The sequence below is a fragment of the Streptomyces sp. CB03234 genome (genome assembly GCF_001905885.1).
In the GTDB taxonomy this organism is placed as follows: domain Bacteria; phylum Actinomycetota; class Actinomycetes; order Streptomycetales; family Streptomycetaceae; genus Streptomyces.
In genome coordinates this window covers 1-19082 of the sequence record NZ_LIYH01000009.1, presented here as the reverse complement: position 1 = coordinate 19082, position 19082 = coordinate 1, and the positions used below count along the sequence as shown (strand labels likewise).

Genomic DNA, 19082 nt, shown 5'->3' with positions numbered 1-19082 from the left:
GACGGCGGTCAAACGGAGCGGGTCTCACCGCTGCGGTCCGCATACGCCCGCATGCTGTGCCCCTCCAGGGCGATCAGGACACGCCTATGCAGGTCATGCACCTGCTCCGCATCGGCCTGCGACACGGCCGGAGACAGAGCAGCCTGTACGGCGTCGGCCGCGCGGCGTACTTCGCCGGCGTGCTCGCGGTCGTGCACGAGGACCGCCAGGTCTCGGAGCATCCGCAGGAGCGCGGCAAGGACGGTGGGCTCCCCGGCGGCGAAGCGCTTGAGCTGGCCGCAGGCCAGGACAAGGTAGTACCGCATGTCCCGGTCGGGCACGATGGCACGCGGCTCACCGTCGCGATCCAGGTGCACGGTGGGACCGAGCCGGCAGTCGGCAAGCTGCACCAGAAGGTCGGCCATCTGTCCCACGGCGGCAGCCGCGGTGACCGGGTCGTTGATACCCGGCGACATGGCCTTGACGGCGATGTCCTCCAGCTGACGGAAGCCGAACGCCACGTCCTGGTCGAGCGTCCGTTCGTACCCGAGCGTGACGGCCGAGTTGATCGCAGCGGCCGCCCCGTCCGCCTCCGGTTCCGGAGCCCCGGCTCCCGGCTCACTCGACCAGACGGTGGCCAGCGGGCTTCGGGCGATCACCAGGTCGCCGGGCCGTGCGTTGAGGCGCACAACTGCGCTGCGGCGGCGGGCGCACTCCACGAGAGCGGGGACATCGACCAAACGTACGAACCCGCTGTCCGTCGAGTACACCGTCGTCCCCGTCGCTTCGTCGAGCTGAAGGTCGTCCGGTGAGTGGGGGCGCGGATCGTCGTAAGCGGGGTAGAACATGCCGATCACGGTTGCTGTCTCGTCGTGAACGGCCTGCATCATGGAATCCACCCGCACCTCGCGCACGATGTGCGTGAGGAAGGCCAGCACCGCGGTCAGCGACGTAACGCCCAGGACCATGGCAGCCAGCAGTGCCGGGGCAGGAACACGGTTCTTCGTGTCGAGGAACGACAGCGTGGTGATCGTGAAGACGAAGGTGCACGTCAGCACGGTCAGCACTGTCTTGGTGGCGCTGTCTCGGGCATAGCGGCGCAGCAGCCGGGGGGAGAACTGCTGGGATGCCAGTTGGAGCGTTACCACCGTCAGGCTGAAGGTGAGGGTGGTGACGGTCACCGAGGTGGTGGCGACCGCCTGCAGGGCTGTGGCGGCGGAAGCCACGTCGCCCGGCCACAGAGCTGCCGCCGGGCTTCCCGGCGAGGGGCGGATGCGCGCCAACAGCAGCGCAGCGGCGAATGCCGCCAGCCCGCCCCAGGTCGGCCACAGCCACAACGGACCTCTCGATCCCTCGGCTCGCGGAGTACGACCGCCCGGCAGTGACACCATCCTCCAGCAATACAGCACCACCGCTCCATCGCATGACCCTGGCGCGGCCTGAGTGGTGCCCTTCACCCTCATGCCGTGTAGCTGTCTCAGCCGTTCCGCGACGTGGTGAGTAGGCCGTCAGCCGCCCAGTGAGAGTGGCAGACAGTGAATGTGGGGATGATGCCGGAGCCGTAGGCTCGATCGTCGCTTCCTTGGCAGCGTGCATGGGGCATCGCCATCCGCTTGTCATGAGCTGCCCCAGGCAATAACAGCGGGCGTGCCGTGGATCTGTACGGGGGCACCAGACCCGCGCGATGCCGTGGGGCCGTGTGCTACTCACCCTCGCGGCCGTGCGGAGCCGCGAACGGGCGGTGACACGCCGTGCAAGCCGCGCGTCCTCGGTGTGCCGACATGCATGGCCCACCCTCTTAGGGGTCTGTCGAAGCGGCGAGAGGAGGGGCGCAGTGGAGGTGCCGGAGCCCGAGCCGCCTCCGACGCGGAAACGGCGGCTGGGTGGACCACGTCGGTGGACAGGCTTGGTCGTGTTCGCGATGGCTGGCGCACTGGCGGGGTTGCTGTTGGCCGGCTGCGTAAGTTCCTCGCGTACCGAGGGTGATTATCGGGAAAAGGTGGCGAACACCGCGCAGGCGGTGCGCTCGTCGATCGAGACGGCACGGCTGCTGGCTGGCGCTGCCGGGGAGGGTAAGGCGCCCGGGCCGTACACCTCCCGGACACTGTCGCAGCTCGAAAGCGCGGTGGGCAGCGTGAGCACTCAGTTCGGGTCGGTCCAGCCACCGACCCGAGAGGCAACCGCTCTGCGTGGTGATGTGATCAGTCTGCTCGATGAGGTCCAGGGTGTGCTGAGCCAGTTGCGGATCGCCGCCCGCCAAAGCCGCCTTCAGGTCCTGCCCCGTCTGGCCAAGCCCTTGCCGGGGCTGTCGGAACGTCTTCGCCGCTTCGAGGAACTGGTACCGACGTGAAGCGCGTCTTCTCGCTGCTGCTCGGCGTGTTCACCGCGATGGGCGGGTTCATGGACATCGGTGACCTGGTCACCGATGCCCTGGTCGGTGCCCGGTTCGGCCTGGGCCTGGCCTGGGTGACCGTCGTCGCGGTCGTCGGCATCGCCCTGTACTCGGAGATGGCCGGCCGGATCGCGGTCGTCACCGGCCGCACCGTCTTCGACCTGATCCGCGAGCGCACCGGTGCACGTATGGGGCTGGTCACCGTGATCGCCTCCTACCTGGTCAACGCGCTCGCCGTGATCGCCGAGCTGTGCGGCGTCGCCCTGGCGATCGAACTGCTCGCCGATATCCACTACCTCCTGTGGGTGCCTCCGGTTGCCTTCCTTGCATGGCTGGTGGTGTGGCGGCTGCCGTTCGCCTACATGGAGCGGCTCTATGGCCTGCTGGGTCTTGCTCTGTTCGTCTTCGTCGCCGCCGTGTGGTGGTTCGGCCCCGACTGGGGGGCAATGTGGCACGACACCACCCATCCGGTCGTGCCGCGCGGCGAGGGGCATGCGACCTACTTCTTCTACGCCCTCGTCCTGCTCGGCGCGCAGATGAATCCGTACGAGGTGTTCTTCTTCTCCTCCGGGGCGGTGGAGCACCGCTGGCGCCCGCGCAACCTCCTGGAAGTCCGGGTGAACGCCTGGATGGGCTATGCGGTCGGCGGCATCCTCGCCATCGGGATCCAGGCCGTCGCGTACATGGTGCTCCAGCCCGCCGGCATTCAGGTCGAGCACCTGAGTCAGACGGTGTTGCCGGTGGTCATGGCCTTTGGCCAGGTTGGCTTCGCCTTGGCCATCATCGGGATCGTCGGCTCGGTCTTCGGCGCCACCCTGGAGACGCTACTGTCCTCCAGCTACACCATCGCACACCACTTCGGCTGGACCTGGGGCAAGGAGACCCAGCCGGCCAAGGCGGCGCGCTTCCACACCCTTCTCCTCGTCACACTCCTCGGCGCGGCGGCGGTCGCCCTGACCACCGTCAACCCCATCACGGTCACCATCTACGCCGTCTACCTCGCCGCCGCGGTGCTGCCGTTGACGTTCCTGCCGATCCTCGTCATCGCCAACGACCGGCGCTACCTCGGCGACCGGGTCAACGGTCGCGTGGCCAACACCCTGGGCACGATCTACCTCCTCGCCGTGACCGCCGGTGCGGTCGCGGCCTTGCCCCTCCTGATCGCAACCAAGGCAGGCGCATGACCATGGACAGCCTCGACATCGGTCTGGACATCCTCGACCGGCAAGTCCTCGACAGCGGCGACACACTGATCGGCAAGGTCGACGATCTGCGCTTCGACGAGCCGGAGGACGGCTCTCCGCCCGTACTTGCGGCCTTGCAGATCGGCCAGCGAGCCTTCGGACAACGCCTTGGAGGCCGCCTGGGGCGCTGGTGGACGGCCGTCGCCGGCCGACTCGCCGGCGGCGCCACACCTGTGGAAGTGCCCATCGCACGCGTACGCGAGTACGGACCCGCTCTGAAGATCGACGTCGGCGCCCAGGAGCTTCCCGGCCTGGGACGTGCGGAGCGGCTGCTGAGCCGCCGTTTCGTCGGAAGGATCCCCGGGGCGCATCGTGAAGGCGAGTGAGCTGCTCAATGCTGATGTCCTCGACGAAAGCGGACAGCGCTTGGGGACGGTGCACGACCTCCGGGTCGTCCGCACTTCCGGGGCCGACCACTGGCAGCTGCAGGCGATCATCGTAGGAGCCACCGGACTGACGCACCGCCTTGGCTACGCCACCGACGAAGTACGCGGACCCTTTCTGCTCGCCAAGGTGGCGAGCTGGATCGCCCGCCGCCGCCAAGTCATCGAATGGTCACGCGTCATCTCGTACGACAAAGGCCGCATCACCGTTCATGCCTCCCAGCAACCTCGGAGGCAGCCGTGACCACTGGCCTCCCCGTCTTCTTCGCCTGGCTTGAACTCATCGCCATGATTGCGTTGTTGCTCTGGTTCATCATCCGCCGGCCACCGCGAGACTAGACAGCCCCGCGCACCTGGCCCGACCGTGACGATCACCCGGCGTGTCATACGGGTTGCGCGGGAACATGGCGACGTATCGCAGGCATGACGCGGTCCTACGCGAACGACCGCCGCCGGTCGCCAGTTCGCGCCCGCGTCCACCGTTTCGGTGTCCGTGTGGGCCGGACGATGTGGTGAGGAGGGCTCGGTCCATTGGTTGGCGTGCCATGCGCGGCTGCGTCACCGTGCCGCCCCCTTCACTTCACCCGACGACGTATCGGTCGACGAGCGTGCAGTGCGCCGCGATGCCGCGTACCGAGCCGCCGCGGCCGCGGACTTTCCTCACCCGGTCGAGGCGACGTCGACGGCGCTGGAGGTCCTGGACTCGGACGATGCGCGCCGAGCCCGCCGGGTCATGAACCGGCTTGGCCTAGCCGTACGGCAGCGCATACGCCGAGCACGCGCCGCCCGGCCGGCGCGAGCCGCTGTCCAGCGACTGAACCGCGTCAGGAGATGCGGGCATACGTCGATGCTGCGGGCGGTGACCAGGTGTGCGGTGCCGTCGGACAGCCCCACGAGCGCGACCTTGCCGGTGTCGGCGGCGTCGGCCAGAAGCCGGGAGCGGTCCAGGAGCAGGTCGACGGTGTGCCGGATGTGCTCGGTGATGAAGTCGGCGTCCTCAGCGTACCCGGCAGCGCGTGCGGCGAGCACCCTCGGGGTCACCCTCTCGATCACGTCTCTCACGTAGCCGCCGGCCGTGGTGCCGTCCTCCACGGCGGCGCGCGTGGCTGCGACCGCGCCGGCACGCGTCGTGGCCGAGCAGCACCACCAGGCTGCCGAGCACGCTCACCGCGTACTCGATGCTCCCCAGTACCTCCGACACGTGGCCGGCGGTGCGGACTACGAACAGTCGCCCAGCCCACGGTCGAAGATGATTTCGGCCGCCAAGCGGGAGTTGGAGCGGCCGAACATCACGGCGAACGGGCTCTGGGCCGGCGCAGCCTCAGCGGCGCGCAGCATCCTGATTGGGGTGCTCGGGGGAACCAGAGGCGAACCGCTCATTGCCGACCAGCAGCGAATGCGTCGCGGGGCGTGCGCGTCTGGGCAATCATGGGCTTACGGCTCGGCCCTCATGCCCCCGGAGTGGGCGCCGCCGGGAGTGGTCAGCCCAGGGAGGAGATCAGGTCGTTGCACGCCTGTTCGCAGCGACGGCAGGCTTCGGCGCACACGCGGCAATGGTCGTGCTGGCCGGCATGGCGTTCGCACTCGTCCCCGCAGGCTTTGCAGACGGTCGCGCACGCCTGGAGGATCGCGCGGGTGACGTTGGCGTCATAGCCGGTGTGGCGGGAGAGCACCGCGGCGGTGGCGTTGCAGATGTCGGCGCAATCGGCGTTCGTGCGGATGCACTTGGTCAGTTCGTTGACCATCTCCTCCGACATGCAGGCGTCTGCGCACGCGGTACACGCCTGAGCGCATGCGATGCATTCCTCGATACAGCGGGCGAGCTTCTCTCGGTCCACCCCGCCCAGGTCGGCCGGGTAGGTGTCGAGCATGTCCTTGACCGCAGTGGTCATCGATTCCTCCAGAGATGTGGCGTCAGCCAGGCAGATGCCCGGCCCTGTACCGGTAACACCGGCCGTCGTGCCTCAAACCGTGTGGCCGTTGATTGGCCCGGTCGGGCGGGCGTGCGGCGGACGCATGGCCAGGCGGGTGCGCCGCTGTGCGTACGTCCTCTACTCGAAGCCGCTGCCGACGGCGCCCCGCAGCTTGGCCCGTGGTCAGCCCAGTGGTTCGAGGGGGGCGAGCACGTCCCGGCGGTTCAGCGGCGGTACAGGTGCTCCAGCACGCACCCTACGTACGCGTCGCGGTCCACCTCCAGCGCCCGCCACAGCCTGCACGTCCCGACCCGGGCCAGCGTCGCCATGTGCCGCACCATCGACGTCAACCTCCCCTGAAGCAGGTAGCGGATACCCCCCGCACCAGTAAGACCAGGTGTGTGCGGCGGGCTGGCACTTGGCTTATGAGACACCGGCGGCTCGATCGCGACTCACCTGCGGAGCAACATGCCGACAAAGGCCACTGAATTGCCGTTGGCTTGCTCTGGGCCTTTTGCTGGTCCGCTAGGGCTCGATGGTGCGCACTGTGAGCGGGACTCAGGGCGACGCCTGGCGTGTACGCAATTCGTGGACGATTCCGAAGGCAGCAGCCGTGACCGGCACTGCGAGGAGCGCTCCGACGATTCCCGCCACGGACGCGCCCGCGGTGAGCGCCACCAGGATCAGCCGGGGTGAATACGCACAGTGCGGCTGGCCATTGGCTGGAAGACGTTGCCCTCCAGCACCTGCACCGCGGGCCCGACACCGAGCGCCCACAGCGCGATGACGGGTCCCCCGTCGGCAAGCGCCACCAGCACGGCCACAACCCCTGAGACAAAGGAGCCGGCAGCCCGGTCGGAGTCGCGTAGGAAAAAGAAGACCAGCAGCAGCGCCAGCACCGCCATGCCGACAGCCTGGGCGAAGATGCTCACCCCCATGACAAGCCCCGAAGCCGCCGTCCCGCCGAACTCTCCCAAGCAAGTCCAAGGCGTCGTCGGCGAGATCCTCCAGTGTGGTGCCGGCCGCGCCGAACTGATCCGCGAGCTGCAGTACCGCCCGGCGCAGCGAGGCGACGATCTGGTCCCAGGTGTCGACCAGCGCGACGGTGACGCTTCCCTGACATGCGTGGAGCGAAAGGGCGGGGCCACGCCTGCATGACGGGAGTATCGGCACGCTGTGCTTCGTAGCCGTCAACGTGCCGACGACGACTTGATACACGAATCGTCACCGGCAAGCGGGACGTCGAAGGGCCCGGTCAGCAGGGGCCCCGCCCCCCGTAACGGCCAGGGCCCTTTGCGAGCGTCGCTACGGCTCAGTCCTGCTTGCCGCGGCCTGTGAGCCTGTCCCGGAGCCGGTCGACCATGCCGGCCCCCGGGGCGAGGAGCTTGTTGAGCGGCGGCTTGTCCGGGGCGGAGGGGTGAGGCCGTGTGGGCGCGGTCTCTTTGGCCCGGCGTACCTTCTCGCCCAGTTCATTGAGCATGTCGGCGGGGCACGCGTCGGTCAGCAGCCGGAACAGGCGGTCTTCTTCGTCCCTGACGTGCTCGGTGACCAACGATTTGAGCTGTGTGATGAGGGTGTCGAACTGCGCGTCGCCGGGCTGGCAGCCTTCAAGCTCTTTCAGCAGCCGCTCGACTTCGCTGTGGTCGGCGATCTCCTTGTCGGCGAGGTCGTCCCCGCCGTCGACGTGCCGGCGGACTGCCGGGTACAGGTGCTCTTCTTCGGCGACCGCGTGCCGGATCAGCTCCATGGTCAGCTGGTCCGCGAGTTCGCGGCGCTTGGGGTCGGCTGCGGCGTGGGTTTCGATCTGCGTGAACATCGCATCGACTTCACGGTGGTCCGCTGTCAGTTCCTGGATGACGTTGTCTCCCTGGCCCATGTTCGGGCTCTCCTTACGTTCGTCTGCTCGGTGTCCGCCTTACGGCCTTGGCTACCTTGGTTGCTCGGGGCCACGAGTGCCCGTCTCGCGGTGGGCTACACGACCGTCGGGTGCGATGGGCGTGCCATACAGGACGAGGTTTTGCTGATACCGGCTGGTTGTGCGGTCGTAGGGCCCAGTGCAGGTGATGAGGGCCAACCGGTGCGTGCCGCTGCGGGTGAACAGATCCGTGGGCAGCTTTTCCTGCGGGTAGGTTCGGCGCGCGGTGATCCGGTAGGCGCGGATGTGGTCGTCTGCTCCGACTACCTCGATGCGGGCGCCCAAGGGCATGTCGTGCAGTGCGGCAAAGGGGCCGAATCCGTGTCTGCGGGTATCGACGTGTCCGGCGATCAGGACCGTTCCGCGCCGGGAGCCGACAGTGGCCCCGAGCGGCCACCATCCCCCCGTTCGGGGATCCTCCGGCAGGGCCAGAGCGCCGTTACCTGTGGCGGCGACCGGGACGACGGCGGCCTCGAAGTCCTTGGGTCCGCGAATGTGCGTGGGTGGCGACGCGTCCGCGCCGGTATCGGCGGCTGGGCGATGGGTGTCGGGGGGCAGGAAGCCCGCATTCACGGGGCGGGGTTGTGATGCGGTCGGGAGCAGCCATCCGGCGGCCGCCGCGCTCAGCCCGCACGCGGTCATGATTGCGGCGGCCAGCCGGTGGCGTGCCATGGTCTAGCTTCGCCCAGCGGAGCGGCGCCGAGAGCGCAGGAGCCAGGCAGTACCGAAGGCGGCGAGGAGCCCGCCGCCCGCCATGCTGACCACACCGGCGGTGGCAAGAGAGCTTCCCGAGGCGGCCAGATGGCCGCCGCTACCGGCATGAACCTTGCCGACGTCCTTGCCTTCATGGCAGTTGCCGCCGCGGACCATGTCCAGGTGCATCTCCACCACCGGGCGTGCCGAGCGGGCAGCGGCCTTCACTTCGGCGTTCTTCCCGGCCTTGAGTTCCTCGTCGATCAGGGCCAGGGTCTTTCGGTGAGCGGCGTCCTGGGTCGTGAGCCATGCCGCGTCGTACGCCGGGCTGCCGGCCTTCGCCTGGACAGCCGCCAGTTCCTGCTTCTGCTCCTGGGACGGGGAGGCCGGCAGCGTCACGTGCAGCTTGCTGGCGAGCGCCTTCAGGTCCGCGTCAAGCTTGGAGTGGTCGCGCACCAGCACGGCGCCGACATGCTTCACACAGCTGGTGGTCGCGTTCTTCCGGGCATCGTGGCCGGCCGCGATCTCCGCGAGATTGCCCTGGTGGGCCTTCATCATGAACATCTCGTCCTGGGCGCTCACCTCGGCGGCGAACGCGTGCGGCGCGGATATGCCGGACAGCGCCACCACCATCACGGCGACAGGTACCAGTCGTCTGCGCATGGGTAGTGCTCCCTTCAACCCGATCTGGCACCGCCTTCGACGCCAGCCGGTGATCGGAACGGGACGCATGAAGCAGCGCCCCAGTGCCCATCCGTGCCACTGAGGTACCTGTACATCACAGAATGTGCGTGGCGTTCACCCGGGCAGCCGGTACTCCGCCGGCCCCTCATGGTGTGCGTTCGACGGCCTTCATACGGAGCCGTCGTCGTGCTCCGTGCCGGTGCCGAACGGGTGCGGCTCGAGTGGCCGGTTGGCGGGGCCTTGGACGACCGTACCGTCGGTGGCGAACCGGGAGCCGTGGCACGGGCATTCCCAGTTACGCTCGGCATCATTGAAGTGGACGATGCAGCCGAGGTGGGTGCACCGTGCGGACACCGCGTGGACAGCACCGTCCTCGTCGCGGTAGACCGCGCAGCGGCGTCCGTCGACGCGCACGACGGCGCCCGTTCCGGGGGCGATGTCCTCGACGCTGTCGGCGTGCGAGGCGGGGAGCCGGTCACCGACGAAGTGCTTGACGACCGAGGCTTGCAGCTTGAGGACGGAGGGGGCCTCGCGCAGGGGATGCAGGCGCCGCGGGTCGTACAGCCCGCTCCACGGTAGTTTCTCGCCGGTGATGTGGGCGCTGATGAGGCGGCCGGACATGACGCCGTTGCTCATGCCCCATGCGCCGTAGCCGGTCGCGACGTAGACATGCTTGGCACCCGGGTGGAAGTGCCCGACATACGGCACGCGGTCGGTCGTGGTGTTGTCCTGGGCTGCCCACCGGTGGGTGATCGTGGCGCCGGGGAAGCGGTCGCGCGTCCAGGCGGCGAGCTTCTCGTACCGCTGGCTCACGTCGCCGATGCCCGGCTTGAACTTCTCCCCGGTAACGATGAGCAGCCGCTGCCCTGGGCCGTATGGCGCGGTCCGTACCGACCGGGTGTTCTGCTCCTGCGTGATGTAGATGCCCTGTGGGTCGCGGTCGGCGGGGATCGGTGCCGCGATGACGAGCTCGCGACTGGGTTCGAGGCGGGAGAAGAGCATCGCGCGGTCGAACACCGGGTAGTGCGTGGCGACGACGACGTCGCGGGCGGTGACCGTCGCCCCGGCTTCGGTGGTGAGCCGGCACGGTTCGCCCTCGTGGAGGGAGACGACGCGTGTGCGTTCGTAGATGTGTCCGCCGCGACCGAGCAGGTCGGCGACGAGCGCGAGCAGGTACTTGCGCGGGTGGAACTGTGCCTGCTCCTCGATGCGAACGGCGCCCGCGACGGAGTACGGCAGGCCCGTCTCCGTGACGAACGACGCCGGAAGACCTGCGTCGCGCGCGGCGTCGGCCTCGGCGCGGATCTGGTCGACCTGCTCGGAGGATTCCGCGTACGCGTACGAGGCAATGCGCTCCAACTCGCAGTCGATCCGCAGCTCGGCGGATACCTCGGTAACGCGCTCGACCGCCTCCTGCTGCGACCGCGCGTACAGCCGCGCACTCTCCGCCCCGAGCGACTTGTTCAGGCGCGCGTAGATGAGCCCGTGCTGCGAGGACAGCTTCGCGGTGGTGTAACCCGTCACGCCTGCGGCGATGCGGTCGGCTTCGAGGAGGGCGACGCTGCGCCCGGCGCGGGCCAGTTCCCACGCGGCGCAGATGCCCGCGATGCCACCGCCGACCACAGCAACGTCGACTTCGAGACTGTCCGACAGCGCGGGCTGCTCTGTGCCTGCCGCGGACGTCATCCAGTACGACTCATAGCTGCCGGGCAGTTGCGTCATGCGCGCTCCCACTTCCTTCTCGTGTCGCGGTGTGCTGTGCGCGACCGCCGCCTCGGGCAGGCCTGGCGGCCACGCGGGTACCCGACGGCACTCCCACCAAACCGCCGACCGCTTTGTTCCACCGTCGCTCACCTCGCACGGTCAGTGGGCTGGGTGTCGGGGACCGAACGGTCGGCCAGGAAACGGCTGTCGACTCGGCTCGGGGCCGAGACGGCAAATGTCACGTGCCCCATGCGGCTGTTTCCGGCCACCAGCGGTGGGCACCTGGGAAGGCGCAATAACCACAAGCGCACCTGGAAGGACGGACATGTTTTTCCTTCTCGCGGCTGTCCTCATGTTCTGGATGCTGTTGGGCACAGTCGCGCACGTTCCTGCGCCGATCAGCCTCATCGCAGCGGTGGTCATCCTCGGCTGGCTGCTCCAGTTCGCCATCCACGAGCGCCGCACGCACCGGAGGAACAACTGACCGCCAAGCCTCACGGAAACCGCGCAAGGAGGGACATCATGAACCTCTTCACCACAACCACCGCGTGGGCTGGCTCGCAGGAACGGCCCAGGGACGCCGACGCCATGGCTGTCGCGTCCTTCATCACCGGGCTGGTGGGACTCTTGGTCTTCAACCTCGTCCTCGGCCCCTGCGCCCTCGTCCTCGGCACGGCCGCACTCGCCCGCAGGACCAGTCGCCGTTCCCGCGCCATCCTCGGATTGGCCCTCGGCGCTGCGGACTTGATCGTCCTCGCGGCCCTCGTCGCGCTCGCTCCCTACGGGGTCGACTTCGACGCGGCCGCGGCGGAGTAGCAAGCCCACCAATTGCCACAGGCGTTTAGCTCTATTCCACCGGCGGACGGGCTGTCACGCGTGATCCACCACTTGTGCATATCCCTTCTGGCGGGCGCAATGCGCACAGCAGAAGAACTTCCCTTCCGCTTGAACACCGTGGCCCAGGACGCGGCACTGGCAGTTGTCACAGACTGGGGCCATCTTTTGCGCGGCGCACTCGATGCTGTCGAAAGTGTGTACCGCTCCTGCGGCGTGCACCTCGAACGACATCTCATAGTCGTTTCCAGCAGCAGACCTCGCATACGGCCATGATTGGTTGGCTCCTCGTTGCTGCACGGATGAGACAGGACGTTATGGTCGCGTCCTAGGCGGTGTCTTCAAATGATCACCGCTGGTGGATCATGGTGTCGTCATACGTCGCCATGAACTGTCCGATGCCGAGTGGGAGTTCGTCCGGCCGTTGCTGCCCGCGTCGTTGCGGGGGCGGAAACGGCTGGACGACCGGCGGGTCCTGAACGGGATCGTGTGGAAGTTCCGGACCGGGACGGCCTGGCGGGATGTGCCCGAGCGTTACGGGCCGTGGGCCACGCTCCATACGCGCTTTCGCAGGTGGGCGGCGGACGGCACGTTCGACCGGATGCTGCGGGCCACCCAGGCGAAAGCGGACGCGGCGGGCGACATCGACTGGCTGGTGTCCGTTGACTCCACGGTCGTGCGGGCCCACCAGCATGCGGCCGGGGCCCGAAAAGGGGGCTGCGCGACCCGGCCCTCGGCCGGTCCAGAGGCGGCCTGACCAGCAAGATCCACCTGGCCTGCGACGGCAGGGGCCGGCCGCTCGCTTTCGTCGTCACGGGCGGCAACACCAACGACTGCACCCGGTTCACCACCGTGATGGAAGCGATCCGAGTGCCCCGCATCGGACCCGGGACGACCCCGCACCCGGCCCGATCAAGTCCTGGGAGACAAGGGCTACAGCTCGAAGGCGATCCGCGCCTGGCTCCGCCGCCGGGGCATCCCGCACACGATTCCCGAGCGGGCCGACCAGGTCGGCCATCGGGCCCGGCGAGGCAGCCGCGGCGGCCGCCCGCCGGCCTTCGACCGCGAGGTCTACAAGCACCGCAACGTCGTGGAAAGGTGCTTCAACCGCCTGAAGCAGTGGCGCGGCATTGCCACCCGCTACGACAAAACAGCCCAGTCCTACGAGGCGGCCGTCACCCTCGCCTCACTCCTGATGTGGGCGTGACATTTGACGACAGAACCTAGAGGTACCGAGAGGGCACACCGACCCTTCGGCGGCACGCTGGGGCGCGCGCGCCGACTACGCGCACGGATCACTCTGGCGGACGCGGTGAGACGCATACCAGCGTTCGGCCGTTGCTGTTATTTCAGCCCCAGGGCATGGGCCGAGACGGCGATGTACCGGGCCAGTGCCGGACTCACAGGCAAGTCAGCTTCCGGAGTCACAGGATGGGACGCGGACGAAACGCTCAACGGCCCGCTGCAAGGCTCTGCAGGGCTGGGCCTTCTCCGCAAACGCGTACTTCCTGTACTGGACAACCACGGCTCACGCGACTTGGACCCGAGAGCCATCCCTTTCACGTGACGTCCATCCATGGCCCCGATTGTGTTCCCAGCGCCCAACGGGCCCAAGGTGATGTCGAACGGCACCGTCTGGCCCTCGACCAGTGAGGCGATCCGTTCCGCCGCTACTCCCGGGACACAGCCATCGATCCGCCGATACCAGCCAGTCGGTCACAGAATCCCGATGTTTGGTCTGAAGGTGCGCGATCACCCGTGCAGGTGTCCTGAAAAGACAGGTCCCATCTGCCCGCGAGGCCGTGGCAGGGCCAGGTGGGCCGGCCCGTGGCTGAAGGAGGAGTGACGGATGGGTGAGGTTGTGCAAGGTGGTGCCCGGGGTTTCCAGCAGACCGGGCAGACAGCGAAGGAGCAGGCGTCGGCCACGGCCGAGCAGGCCAGGCAGGCGGCTGGTGACGTCGCCGGTACGGCTATGGAGCAGGCCAAGACGGTGGCTGGGGAGGCGCGCCAGCAAGCCAGCACCGCGGCGGGTGACCTGCGGGAACGGGTGACGCAGGAGGTGGAGAGCCAGACCCAGCGCGCAGCAGACACGGTGCGGCAGTGGGCGGACGATCTGGCCGGGCTGGCACACAATGCGCCCAACGATTCCCCGGCCCGCAGCCTGGTCTGGCAGGTGGCCGATGGCGGTCACCGCGCGGCGGACTACCTGGACAAACAGGGCGTGGAGGGCATGGCGGAGGACCTGAAGGGGTTCGCGAGGCGCCGGCCTGGGGCGTTCCTGGCAGGAGCGGCGCTGGCGGGGCTGGTCGTCGGCAGGATGGCCAAGGCCGGCAGCAAGGCCGGGCACTCTTCCCCGGGGCCGCAGCAAGCTCCCGCCCGGGACGACAGGTCACCTGGTTTGCCCGAGGGCGCGGCGCGGCCGGAGCTGCCGGGTTACCCGGAGGTGTGAGATGTCGTCGATGACGCCGGAGCCGCGCGGGCAGGACCGCTCGGTGGGAGAGCTGTTGTCGGAGGTGACCTCGGACGTACAGACGCTGTTCCGGCAGGAGGTGGAGCTGGCCAAGGCCGAGATCCGTGAGGAAGCCTCCAAGGCGGGCAAGGCCGCCGGGATGTTCGGCGGCGCCGGGTTCGCCGGTTACATGGTCGCCCTGTTCGTATCGCTCGCGGCGATGTTCGGCCTGGCCAATGTGATGGACCTGGGCTGGGCCGCGCTGATCATCACCGCGGTGTGGGCGGTGATCGCAGCCGTGCTGTTCGTGATGGGCCGCTCCCGGATGCGGGAAGTGTCGCCGAAGCCGGAGCAGACCGTGGAGACGTTGAAGGAGGACGCACAGTGGGCACGTCACCCGACCAAGTGAGGACCGAGATCGAAACAACCCGTGAGCGGCTGTCGGAGAACGTCGACCGGCTGGCCGAGCGCACCAGCCCCCGGCGGATGGCGCGCCGCCGCACGGATCGAGTCCGCAGGGCGGTGTCCGGCGTACGGGAGCGCGTCATGGGGACCGCATCGGAGACCGCCGGGAAGGCTCAGGGCCGCACGCAGCAGGCAGCCGCGTCGGCGCAGGAGAGCGCCGGGCAGGCGGCGGACACAGTCCGTCAGACCGCCGGACAGGTCGGCGAGGCAGTCAGCAGCGCCCCGGATCAGGTCGTGCGGCAGACGCAGGGTAATCCGCTGGCGGCCGGGCTGATCGCCTTCGGCGCCGGGTTGCTGGCCGCTTCGCTCCTGCCGACGTCGCAGGCAGAGGAACAGACTGCCTCGCAGGTCTCCGAGAAGGCGGGTGAGGCGATTGAGCCGGTCAAGCAAGCGGCGGTGGAGTCCGCGCAGCACGTGAAGGAGGACGCCACCGAGACGGCCAAGCAGGCCGCTCAGGAGGTGAAGGACACCGCTGCGGAGGCTGCCCGCACCACCAAGGAGGAGACGCGGGACCGGGCCGGGCAGGTCACTGAGCAGGCCAGGCAGTCCGGCCAGCAGGTAGCCGACGAAGCCCGCCAGCAGGCTCCCGGCTCCACGTGAACCATCCCCAGCCGCCGCGCCGCCTGGGCTCCTCCTTCTGAGGCGGTGCGGCGGCACCTACCGGAAGGGGTGAGCCATGGCACGACACCACGCGGATGGCAACGACACTTCCCGCCCCGGGGCCAACGTGCAGTCGCCGGCCGAGAAGCCGACCGATCTGCATAAGCGGTCCTGGTGGGGGGTGCTCAAACGGACCCTGAAGGAATTCAAGGAGGACAACCTCACCGACTGGGCGGCCGCCCTGACGTATTACGGCGTCCTGGCGATCTTCCCCGCCCTGCTCGCCCTTGTCTCGATCCTGGGGCTGCTGGGCACCTCGACGATCAGGCCGCTGATCGACAACCTCGGCAGCCTCGCACCCGGAGCCGCCCGCGACATCCTCACCAGTATCCTGGAACAACTGGAAGGCAACCAGGGCCGGGCCACCATCGCTTTGATCATCGGAATCGCGGTCGCCCTGTGGTCGGCATCCGGTTACATCGCGGCATTCATGCGCGCGTCCAACGCCGTCTACGACATCGGCGAAGGCCGCCCCGTGTGGAAGACCCTGCCCACCCGGCTCGGCATCACCCTCGTCGTCATCGTCCTGCTGGCCGCCATGGCGGTGGGCGTGGTGTTCACCGGAACCCTGGCCAAGAAGACGGGAGAGATTCTCGGCGTCGGCGACACCGCTATCACGGTGTGGAACATCGCCAAATGGCCTGTGCTGGTCCTGCTCTTCATGCTGATCATCGCGCTGCTGTACTGGGCGTCCCCGAACGTCAAACGCAAGTTCCGCTGGATCAGCCCCGGCAGCATCATCGCCGTCATCATCTGGCTCATCGCCTCAGCCCTGTTCGCGCTGTACGTGGCGAACTTCAGCAGCTACGACAGGACCTACGGCAGCATGGCCGCAGTCATCATCTTCCTGATCTGGTTGTGGATCTCGAACATCGCCATCCTGCTCGGCTTGGAGTTCAACGCCGAGCTCGAACGCGGCCGCGCCATCGAAAGCGGCCACCCACCCGGCGAAGAGCCCTACGTCGAGCCTCGCGACACCCGCAAGCTGTGAAGGCGGGGCCCTGCCAGCCAGGGCCCTACGTGGTGTCGTGCCGCATGGCGCCCCAGTCAGGGCGGAACCACCACACGGCGGCGACGAAGACGGGCAGGACCAGCCCGAGCAGCCTATAGAGCCGCTCCATCACGCTCTGGGAACCCGCCGAGGACGTTCAGCACGTCATCACGGAGCGCGACGGCCTGTCGGGTGGGCGGCTGCACGGAGCCGAAATGCGTACCGGCGCTGCTGACTGCGCTTTCGAGCTGCGATAGTGCCCGCGATGTGTACGGGCCCGGGCGACTTGCCCTCGCCCGCCGCCCGCATCCCTGCCACGAGGAACCCGCTAATTCCGCTTCGACGGCTACTTCGGCATCTTCCGCTTCACGGAAGGTCGCGCCGTTGACCAGGTGCGTGTCGTCGAGGGCCTCCATGTGGTCCGGGACGGTCTGGTTCCCTGGCGTGCGTGCCGCCGGATCCGGTCGTTCTGTGGTGGCCAACTGAGCGCCGAGGTCGGAACAGGAGGTCACGATCCACGCGATTGAACGGAAGCCGTTGCCTGCCGAGTAGTGGTCGCAGTCCCGTGCTCAGAACATGTGAATGGGAAGACGGTGCCGGAGCGCGCCTTCAGCCCGCCAAGGGCTGCGGCTGACTAGTGCCGCATCAATCAACGGTTGCCCTGTCGACTACAGATGTGGCCGTTCGTCGGCGGTGTAACGGTTTCGCCAGATGATGTAGCGGCGGGTCATGCTGCCCTGCTCGGATTTCAGGGATGGGCGCTCATCTGCGGAGTTGTCTTCCTCGTACTCCTTGGTAACCCCGCCAGGACGAGACCAGTGATGCCAGCGGCCATCAAAAGTGCGAAGGCAACCAAACGGCACCAACCGGTCCACGGTGCGGTCTCCGCCGCAATTTCCGGTATAGGTTTAGAAGATGTCTCACGTGGCGATGTCTCGTCACGGACTGCTCGCTCGTGGGCACGCCCATGCAACTGAGCCGATGCAGCCCCGAGTTTTCGCTGTCCCCCGGCCGCCAAGTAGCTTCTTGACCCTCACACCGTGTCAGGCGGTCAGCTCGGAGACATCATGTTCACCATCGGAGACTTCGCCCGGCATGGCCGCGTCTCGGTCCGGATGCTGCGTCACTACGACGCGACCGGACTGCTGCGACCGGCTCACGTCGATCCCGCCAGCGGCTATCGCTACTACACCGCTACCCAGCTCGCCCGCCTCAACCGGATCATCGCGCTCAAAGACCTCGGATTCACTCTCCAGCAGGTCCGGGACATAGTGGACGAGAAGGTCAGCCTCGAGGAACTGCGCGGCATGCTGCGGCTGCGGCGGGCCGAACTGGAGACCGCAATGGCTGCCGCGGGAGCACGGCTGATCCAGGTCGAGGCGAGGCTCCGAGCGATCGAGAGTGAGGGGCACATGCCCACGAACGACGTTGTCATCAAGAGCGTCCCTTCCGTCCGGGTGGCGGAGCTGACCGCGACCGCCGCGAGTTTCGAGCCCGAGGACATCGGCCCGGTCATCGGGCCGCTCTACGACGAGCTGTTCCGGTGCCTGGGCTCGGCGGGTATCACCCCCACGGGCCCCGGCGTCGCGTACTACGAGGACGCCCCGGAGGGTGGAGGCAAGATCAGCGTCCACGCCGCCGTCCAGGTCTCCGCCCCTCTCCAGGACGGCACCTTCCGGATCCTCGACCTGCCGTCGCTCGACCAGGCGGCGACCATCGTGCACCGCGGTTCGATGGACGCCGTACTCCCCACCGCCCAGGCCCTGGCCCGCTGGATCGACGCCAACGACTACCAGTCGACCGGATACCCCCGCGAGATCAACCTGGAGTGCCCGGAAAATCGTGACGACTGGGTGACGGAACTGCAGGCACCGGTGACCCGGGCCTGATCAATCGCGCCCCAGCCTGGCCGGTGATCACGTTCGGGCAGCGGGAGACCGCTGCGGTCTCCCGCTGCCCGACTTCAGCCTTGAGAGCTTCTTGTAGCAGGTCAGGGCGGCAGCGAGGCCGAGAAAGGCGAGGAAGTGTGAGCCGGTTCGCTCGTATCGGACGGTGAGGCGGCGGTAGCCGAACAGCCAGGCGATCGACCGCTCGATCTTCCAACGGTGCCGGCCGAGCCGTTCGCCCGATTCGATCCCCGGGCGCGCAATGCGCGGGATGAGCCCGCGTTCGCGCAGCCAGGTGAGGTGGTCGGCGGAGAAGTACGCCTTATCCGCGCGAAGCTTGCCGGGACGGCGCCGACGCCGTCCGCGGCGGGAGCGGATCGCCGGAATGCCACGGATAAGCGGCTTGAACGCCTGGCTGTCGTGCAGGTTCGCCCCGGACACCGCTACGGCCAGCGGGATGCCCTGAGCGTCGGACAGGACGTGCAGTTTGCTGCCCCTCTTCCCGCGATCAACCGGATTCGGCCCGGTCAGGGTGCTCCCCTTTTCGCCCGGACCGAGGCGGCGTCAATGATCGCCGAGGTCCAGTCGACCTCGCCCCTGGCGCCGAGTTCGTCCAGCACCGCCCGGTGAAGCCGGCGCCACAGGCCCGCCTTGGTCCACGCAGTGAACCGGCGATGCACCGTCGCGGGAGACGTACCGAACGTCGGCGGCAGGTGCCGCCAGGCGGAACCGCTGGTCAGCACGTACACCACGGCAGTGAACACGGCCCGCTCATCACACGGAGCGGTCCCACCACCCTGCGGGCGAGCAGTGAACGACGGCAGCAACGGGGCGACTAGAGCGTGTCTCTTTGACCCGGTAGTCAGTTGATCGGATGTGTCTGTCCGCTT

The 19082-nt window shown here is 68.2% G+C and carries 18 protein-coding genes and 3 pseudogenes; 12 read left to right on the top strand and 9 right to left on the bottom strand.

The window, feature by feature from the left end; genetic code table 11:
* Window positions 1–8 precede the first annotated feature (8 nt).
* Entirely contained in the window at window positions 9–1316 is a 1308-nt protein-coding gene (locus tag AMK26_RS32785; protein ID WP_073759453.1) for a DUF2254 domain-containing protein, read from the bottom strand.
* A 575-nt stretch (window positions 1317–1891) separates the two neighbouring features.
* Here AMK26_RS32785 and AMK26_RS32780 point away from each other — a divergent pair.
* Genes AMK26_RS32780 through AMK26_RS32765 form a run of 4 tightly spaced genes read left to right on the top strand, consistent with a single transcriptional unit; the run spans window position 1892 to window position 4242 of the window.
* Window positions 1892–2329, top strand: coding sequence for a hypothetical protein (locus AMK26_RS32780; protein ID WP_143608690.1), 438 nt, complete (start codon window positions 1892–1894; stop codon window positions 2327–2329).
* Window positions 2326–3555: an NRAMP family divalent metal transporter gene (locus AMK26_RS32775; RefSeq protein WP_073759449.1), complete on the top strand. Its 1230-nt coding sequence runs from the start codon at window positions 2326–2328 to the stop codon at window positions 3553–3555. Before AMK26_RS32780 ends, AMK26_RS32775 begins: the two co-directional genes overlap by 4 nt.
* Window positions 3552–3941: a hypothetical protein gene (locus AMK26_RS32770; RefSeq protein WP_073759447.1), complete on the top strand. Its 390-nt coding sequence runs from the start codon at window positions 3552–3554 to the stop codon at window positions 3939–3941. Before AMK26_RS32775 ends, AMK26_RS32770 begins: the two co-directional genes overlap by 4 nt.
* Window positions 3928–4242, top strand: a complete 315-nt coding sequence (locus AMK26_RS32765; RefSeq protein WP_073759445.1) for a PRC-barrel domain-containing protein — start codon at window positions 3928–3930, stop codon at window positions 4240–4242. Before AMK26_RS32770 ends, AMK26_RS32765 begins: the two co-directional genes overlap by 14 nt.
* Window positions 4243–4841: 599 nt before the next feature.
* Here AMK26_RS32765 and AMK26_RS32760 read toward each other — a convergent pair.
* From AMK26_RS32760 to AMK26_RS32730, 7 genes and pseudogenes are all read right to left on the bottom strand, one after another.
* A pseudogene (locus AMK26_RS32760) lies at window positions 4842–5424 on the bottom strand (carbonic anhydrase); the annotation flags it as partial.
* Between the two features lie 55 nt (window positions 5425–5479).
* A complete protein-coding gene (locus AMK26_RS32755) occupies window positions 5480–5890 on the bottom strand; it encodes a four-helix bundle copper-binding protein (RefSeq protein WP_073759443.1) in 411 nt (136 codons plus the stop codon).
* 579 nt (window positions 5891–6469) lie between these two features.
* A pseudogene (locus AMK26_RS35950) lies at window positions 6470–7021 on the bottom strand (AI-2E family transporter); the annotation flags it as partial.
* A 202-nt stretch (window positions 7022–7223) separates the two neighbouring features.
* Window positions 7224–7787, bottom strand: a complete 564-nt coding sequence (locus tag AMK26_RS32745) for a hemerythrin domain-containing protein (RefSeq protein ID WP_073759439.1) — start codon at window positions 7785–7787, stop codon at window positions 7224–7226.
* Window positions 7788–7838: 51 nt separating this feature from the next.
* Window positions 7839–8498: a class F sortase gene (locus AMK26_RS32740; protein WP_079277941.1), complete on the bottom strand. Its 660-nt coding sequence runs from the start codon at window positions 8496–8498 to the stop codon at window positions 7839–7841.
* A gap of 3 nt (window positions 8499–8501) precedes the next feature.
* Window positions 8502–9182, bottom strand: coding sequence for a DUF4142 domain-containing protein (locus AMK26_RS32735; RefSeq protein WP_241838191.1), 681 nt, complete (start codon window positions 9180–9182; stop codon window positions 8502–8504).
* Between the two features lie 189 nt (window positions 9183–9371).
* Window positions 9372–10925: an FAD-dependent oxidoreductase gene (locus AMK26_RS32730; RefSeq protein WP_073759435.1), complete on the bottom strand. Its 1554-nt coding sequence runs from the start codon at window positions 10923–10925 to the stop codon at window positions 9372–9374.
* 343 nt (window positions 10926–11268) lie between these two features.
* Here AMK26_RS32730 and AMK26_RS38465 point away from each other — a divergent pair, with 343 nt between their 5' ends.
* The 8 genes and pseudogenes from AMK26_RS38465 (at window position 11269) to AMK26_RS32685 (ending at window position 18195) form a co-directional block, all read left to right on the top strand.
* Window positions 11269–11391, top strand: a complete 123-nt coding sequence (locus AMK26_RS38465; protein WP_274536142.1) for a hypothetical protein — start codon at window positions 11269–11271, stop codon at window positions 11389–11391.
* Between the two features lie 38 nt (window positions 11392–11429).
* Window positions 11430–11723, top strand: a complete 294-nt coding sequence (locus AMK26_RS32725; protein ID WP_073759433.1) for a hypothetical protein — start codon at window positions 11430–11432, stop codon at window positions 11721–11723.
* 394 nt (window positions 11724–12117) lie between these two features.
* Window positions 12118–12948 (top strand): annotated as a pseudogene (locus tag AMK26_RS35945) (IS5 family transposase).
* 642 nt (window positions 12949–13590) lie between these two features.
* The gene (locus AMK26_RS32705) at window positions 13591–14190 is read left to right on the top strand and encodes a hypothetical protein (protein WP_073759429.1); all 600 of its coding nucleotides are present in this window, start codon (window positions 13591–13593) and stop codon (window positions 14188–14190) included.
* Window position 14191: 1 nt separating this feature from the next.
* Window positions 14192–14599: a phage holin family protein gene (locus tag AMK26_RS32700; RefSeq protein ID WP_073759427.1), complete on the top strand. Its 408-nt coding sequence runs from the start codon at window positions 14192–14194 to the stop codon at window positions 14597–14599.
* Window positions 14575–15255, top strand: a complete 681-nt coding sequence (locus AMK26_RS32695; protein ID WP_073759425.1) for a DUF3618 domain-containing protein — start codon at window positions 14575–14577, stop codon at window positions 15253–15255. Before AMK26_RS32700 ends, AMK26_RS32695 begins: the two co-directional genes overlap by 25 nt.
* 76 nt (window positions 15256–15331) lie before the next feature.
* Window positions 15332–16306, top strand: a complete 975-nt coding sequence (locus AMK26_RS32690) for a YihY/virulence factor BrkB family protein (RefSeq protein ID WP_079277940.1) — start codon at window positions 15332–15334, stop codon at window positions 16304–16306.
* A gap of 1067 nt (window positions 16307–17373) precedes the next feature.
* Entirely contained in the window at window positions 17374–18195 is an 822-nt protein-coding gene (locus AMK26_RS32685) for a MerR family transcriptional regulator (RefSeq protein ID WP_073759423.1), read from the top strand.
* A gap of 27 nt (window positions 18196–18222) precedes the next feature.
* Here AMK26_RS32685 and AMK26_RS35940 read toward each other — a convergent pair.
* Window positions 18223–19058, bottom strand: a protein-coding gene (locus AMK26_RS35940) for an IS5 family transposase (protein WP_107421098.1) whose coding sequence is annotated in 2 segments (ribosomal slippage) — window positions 18223–18722 and window positions 18722–19058 — 837 coding nt in all. Because the reading frame shifts where the segments join, the coding sequence is not laid out codon by codon here.
* Window positions 19059–19082 lie beyond the last annotated feature (24 nt).

Coding starts and splice junctions, on each gene's coding strand:
- AMK26_RS32735 (WP_241838191.1), bottom strand. CDS start 9,182: ATGCGCAGACGACTGGTACCTGTCGCCGTGATGGTGGTGGCGCTGTCC.
- AMK26_RS32705 (WP_073759429.1), top strand. CDS start 13,591: ATGGGTGAGGTTGTGCAAGGTGGTGCCCGGGGTTTCCAGCAGACCGGG.
- AMK26_RS38465 (WP_274536142.1), top strand. CDS start 11,269: ATGCTGTTGGGCACAGTCGCGCACGTTCCTGCGCCGATCAGCCTCATC.
- AMK26_RS32770 (WP_073759447.1), top strand. CDS start 3,552: ATGACCATGGACAGCCTCGACATCGGTCTGGACATCCTCGACCGGCAA.
- AMK26_RS32740 (WP_079277941.1), bottom strand. CDS start 8,498: ATGGCACGCCACCGGCTGGCCGCCGCAATCATGACCGCGTGCGGGCTG.
- AMK26_RS32755 (WP_073759443.1), bottom strand. CDS start 5,890: ATGACCACTGCGGTCAAGGACATGCTCGACACCTACCCGGCCGACCTG.
- AMK26_RS32700 (WP_073759427.1), top strand. CDS start 14,192: ATGTCGTCGATGACGCCGGAGCCGCGCGGGCAGGACCGCTCGGTGGGA.
- AMK26_RS32730 (WP_073759435.1), bottom strand. CDS start 10,925: ATGACGCAACTGCCCGGCAGCTATGAGTCGTACTGGATGACGTCCGCG.
- AMK26_RS32690 (WP_079277940.1), top strand. CDS start 15,332: ATGGCACGACACCACGCGGATGGCAACGACACTTCCCGCCCCGGGGCC.
- AMK26_RS32685 (WP_073759423.1), top strand. CDS start 17,374: ATGTTCACCATCGGAGACTTCGCCCGGCATGGCCGCGTCTCGGTCCGG.
- AMK26_RS32745 (WP_073759439.1), bottom strand. CDS start 7,787: ATGGGCCAGGGAGACAACGTCATCCAGGAACTGACAGCGGACCACCGT.
- AMK26_RS32725 (WP_073759433.1), top strand. CDS start 11,430: ATGAACCTCTTCACCACAACCACCGCGTGGGCTGGCTCGCAGGAACGG.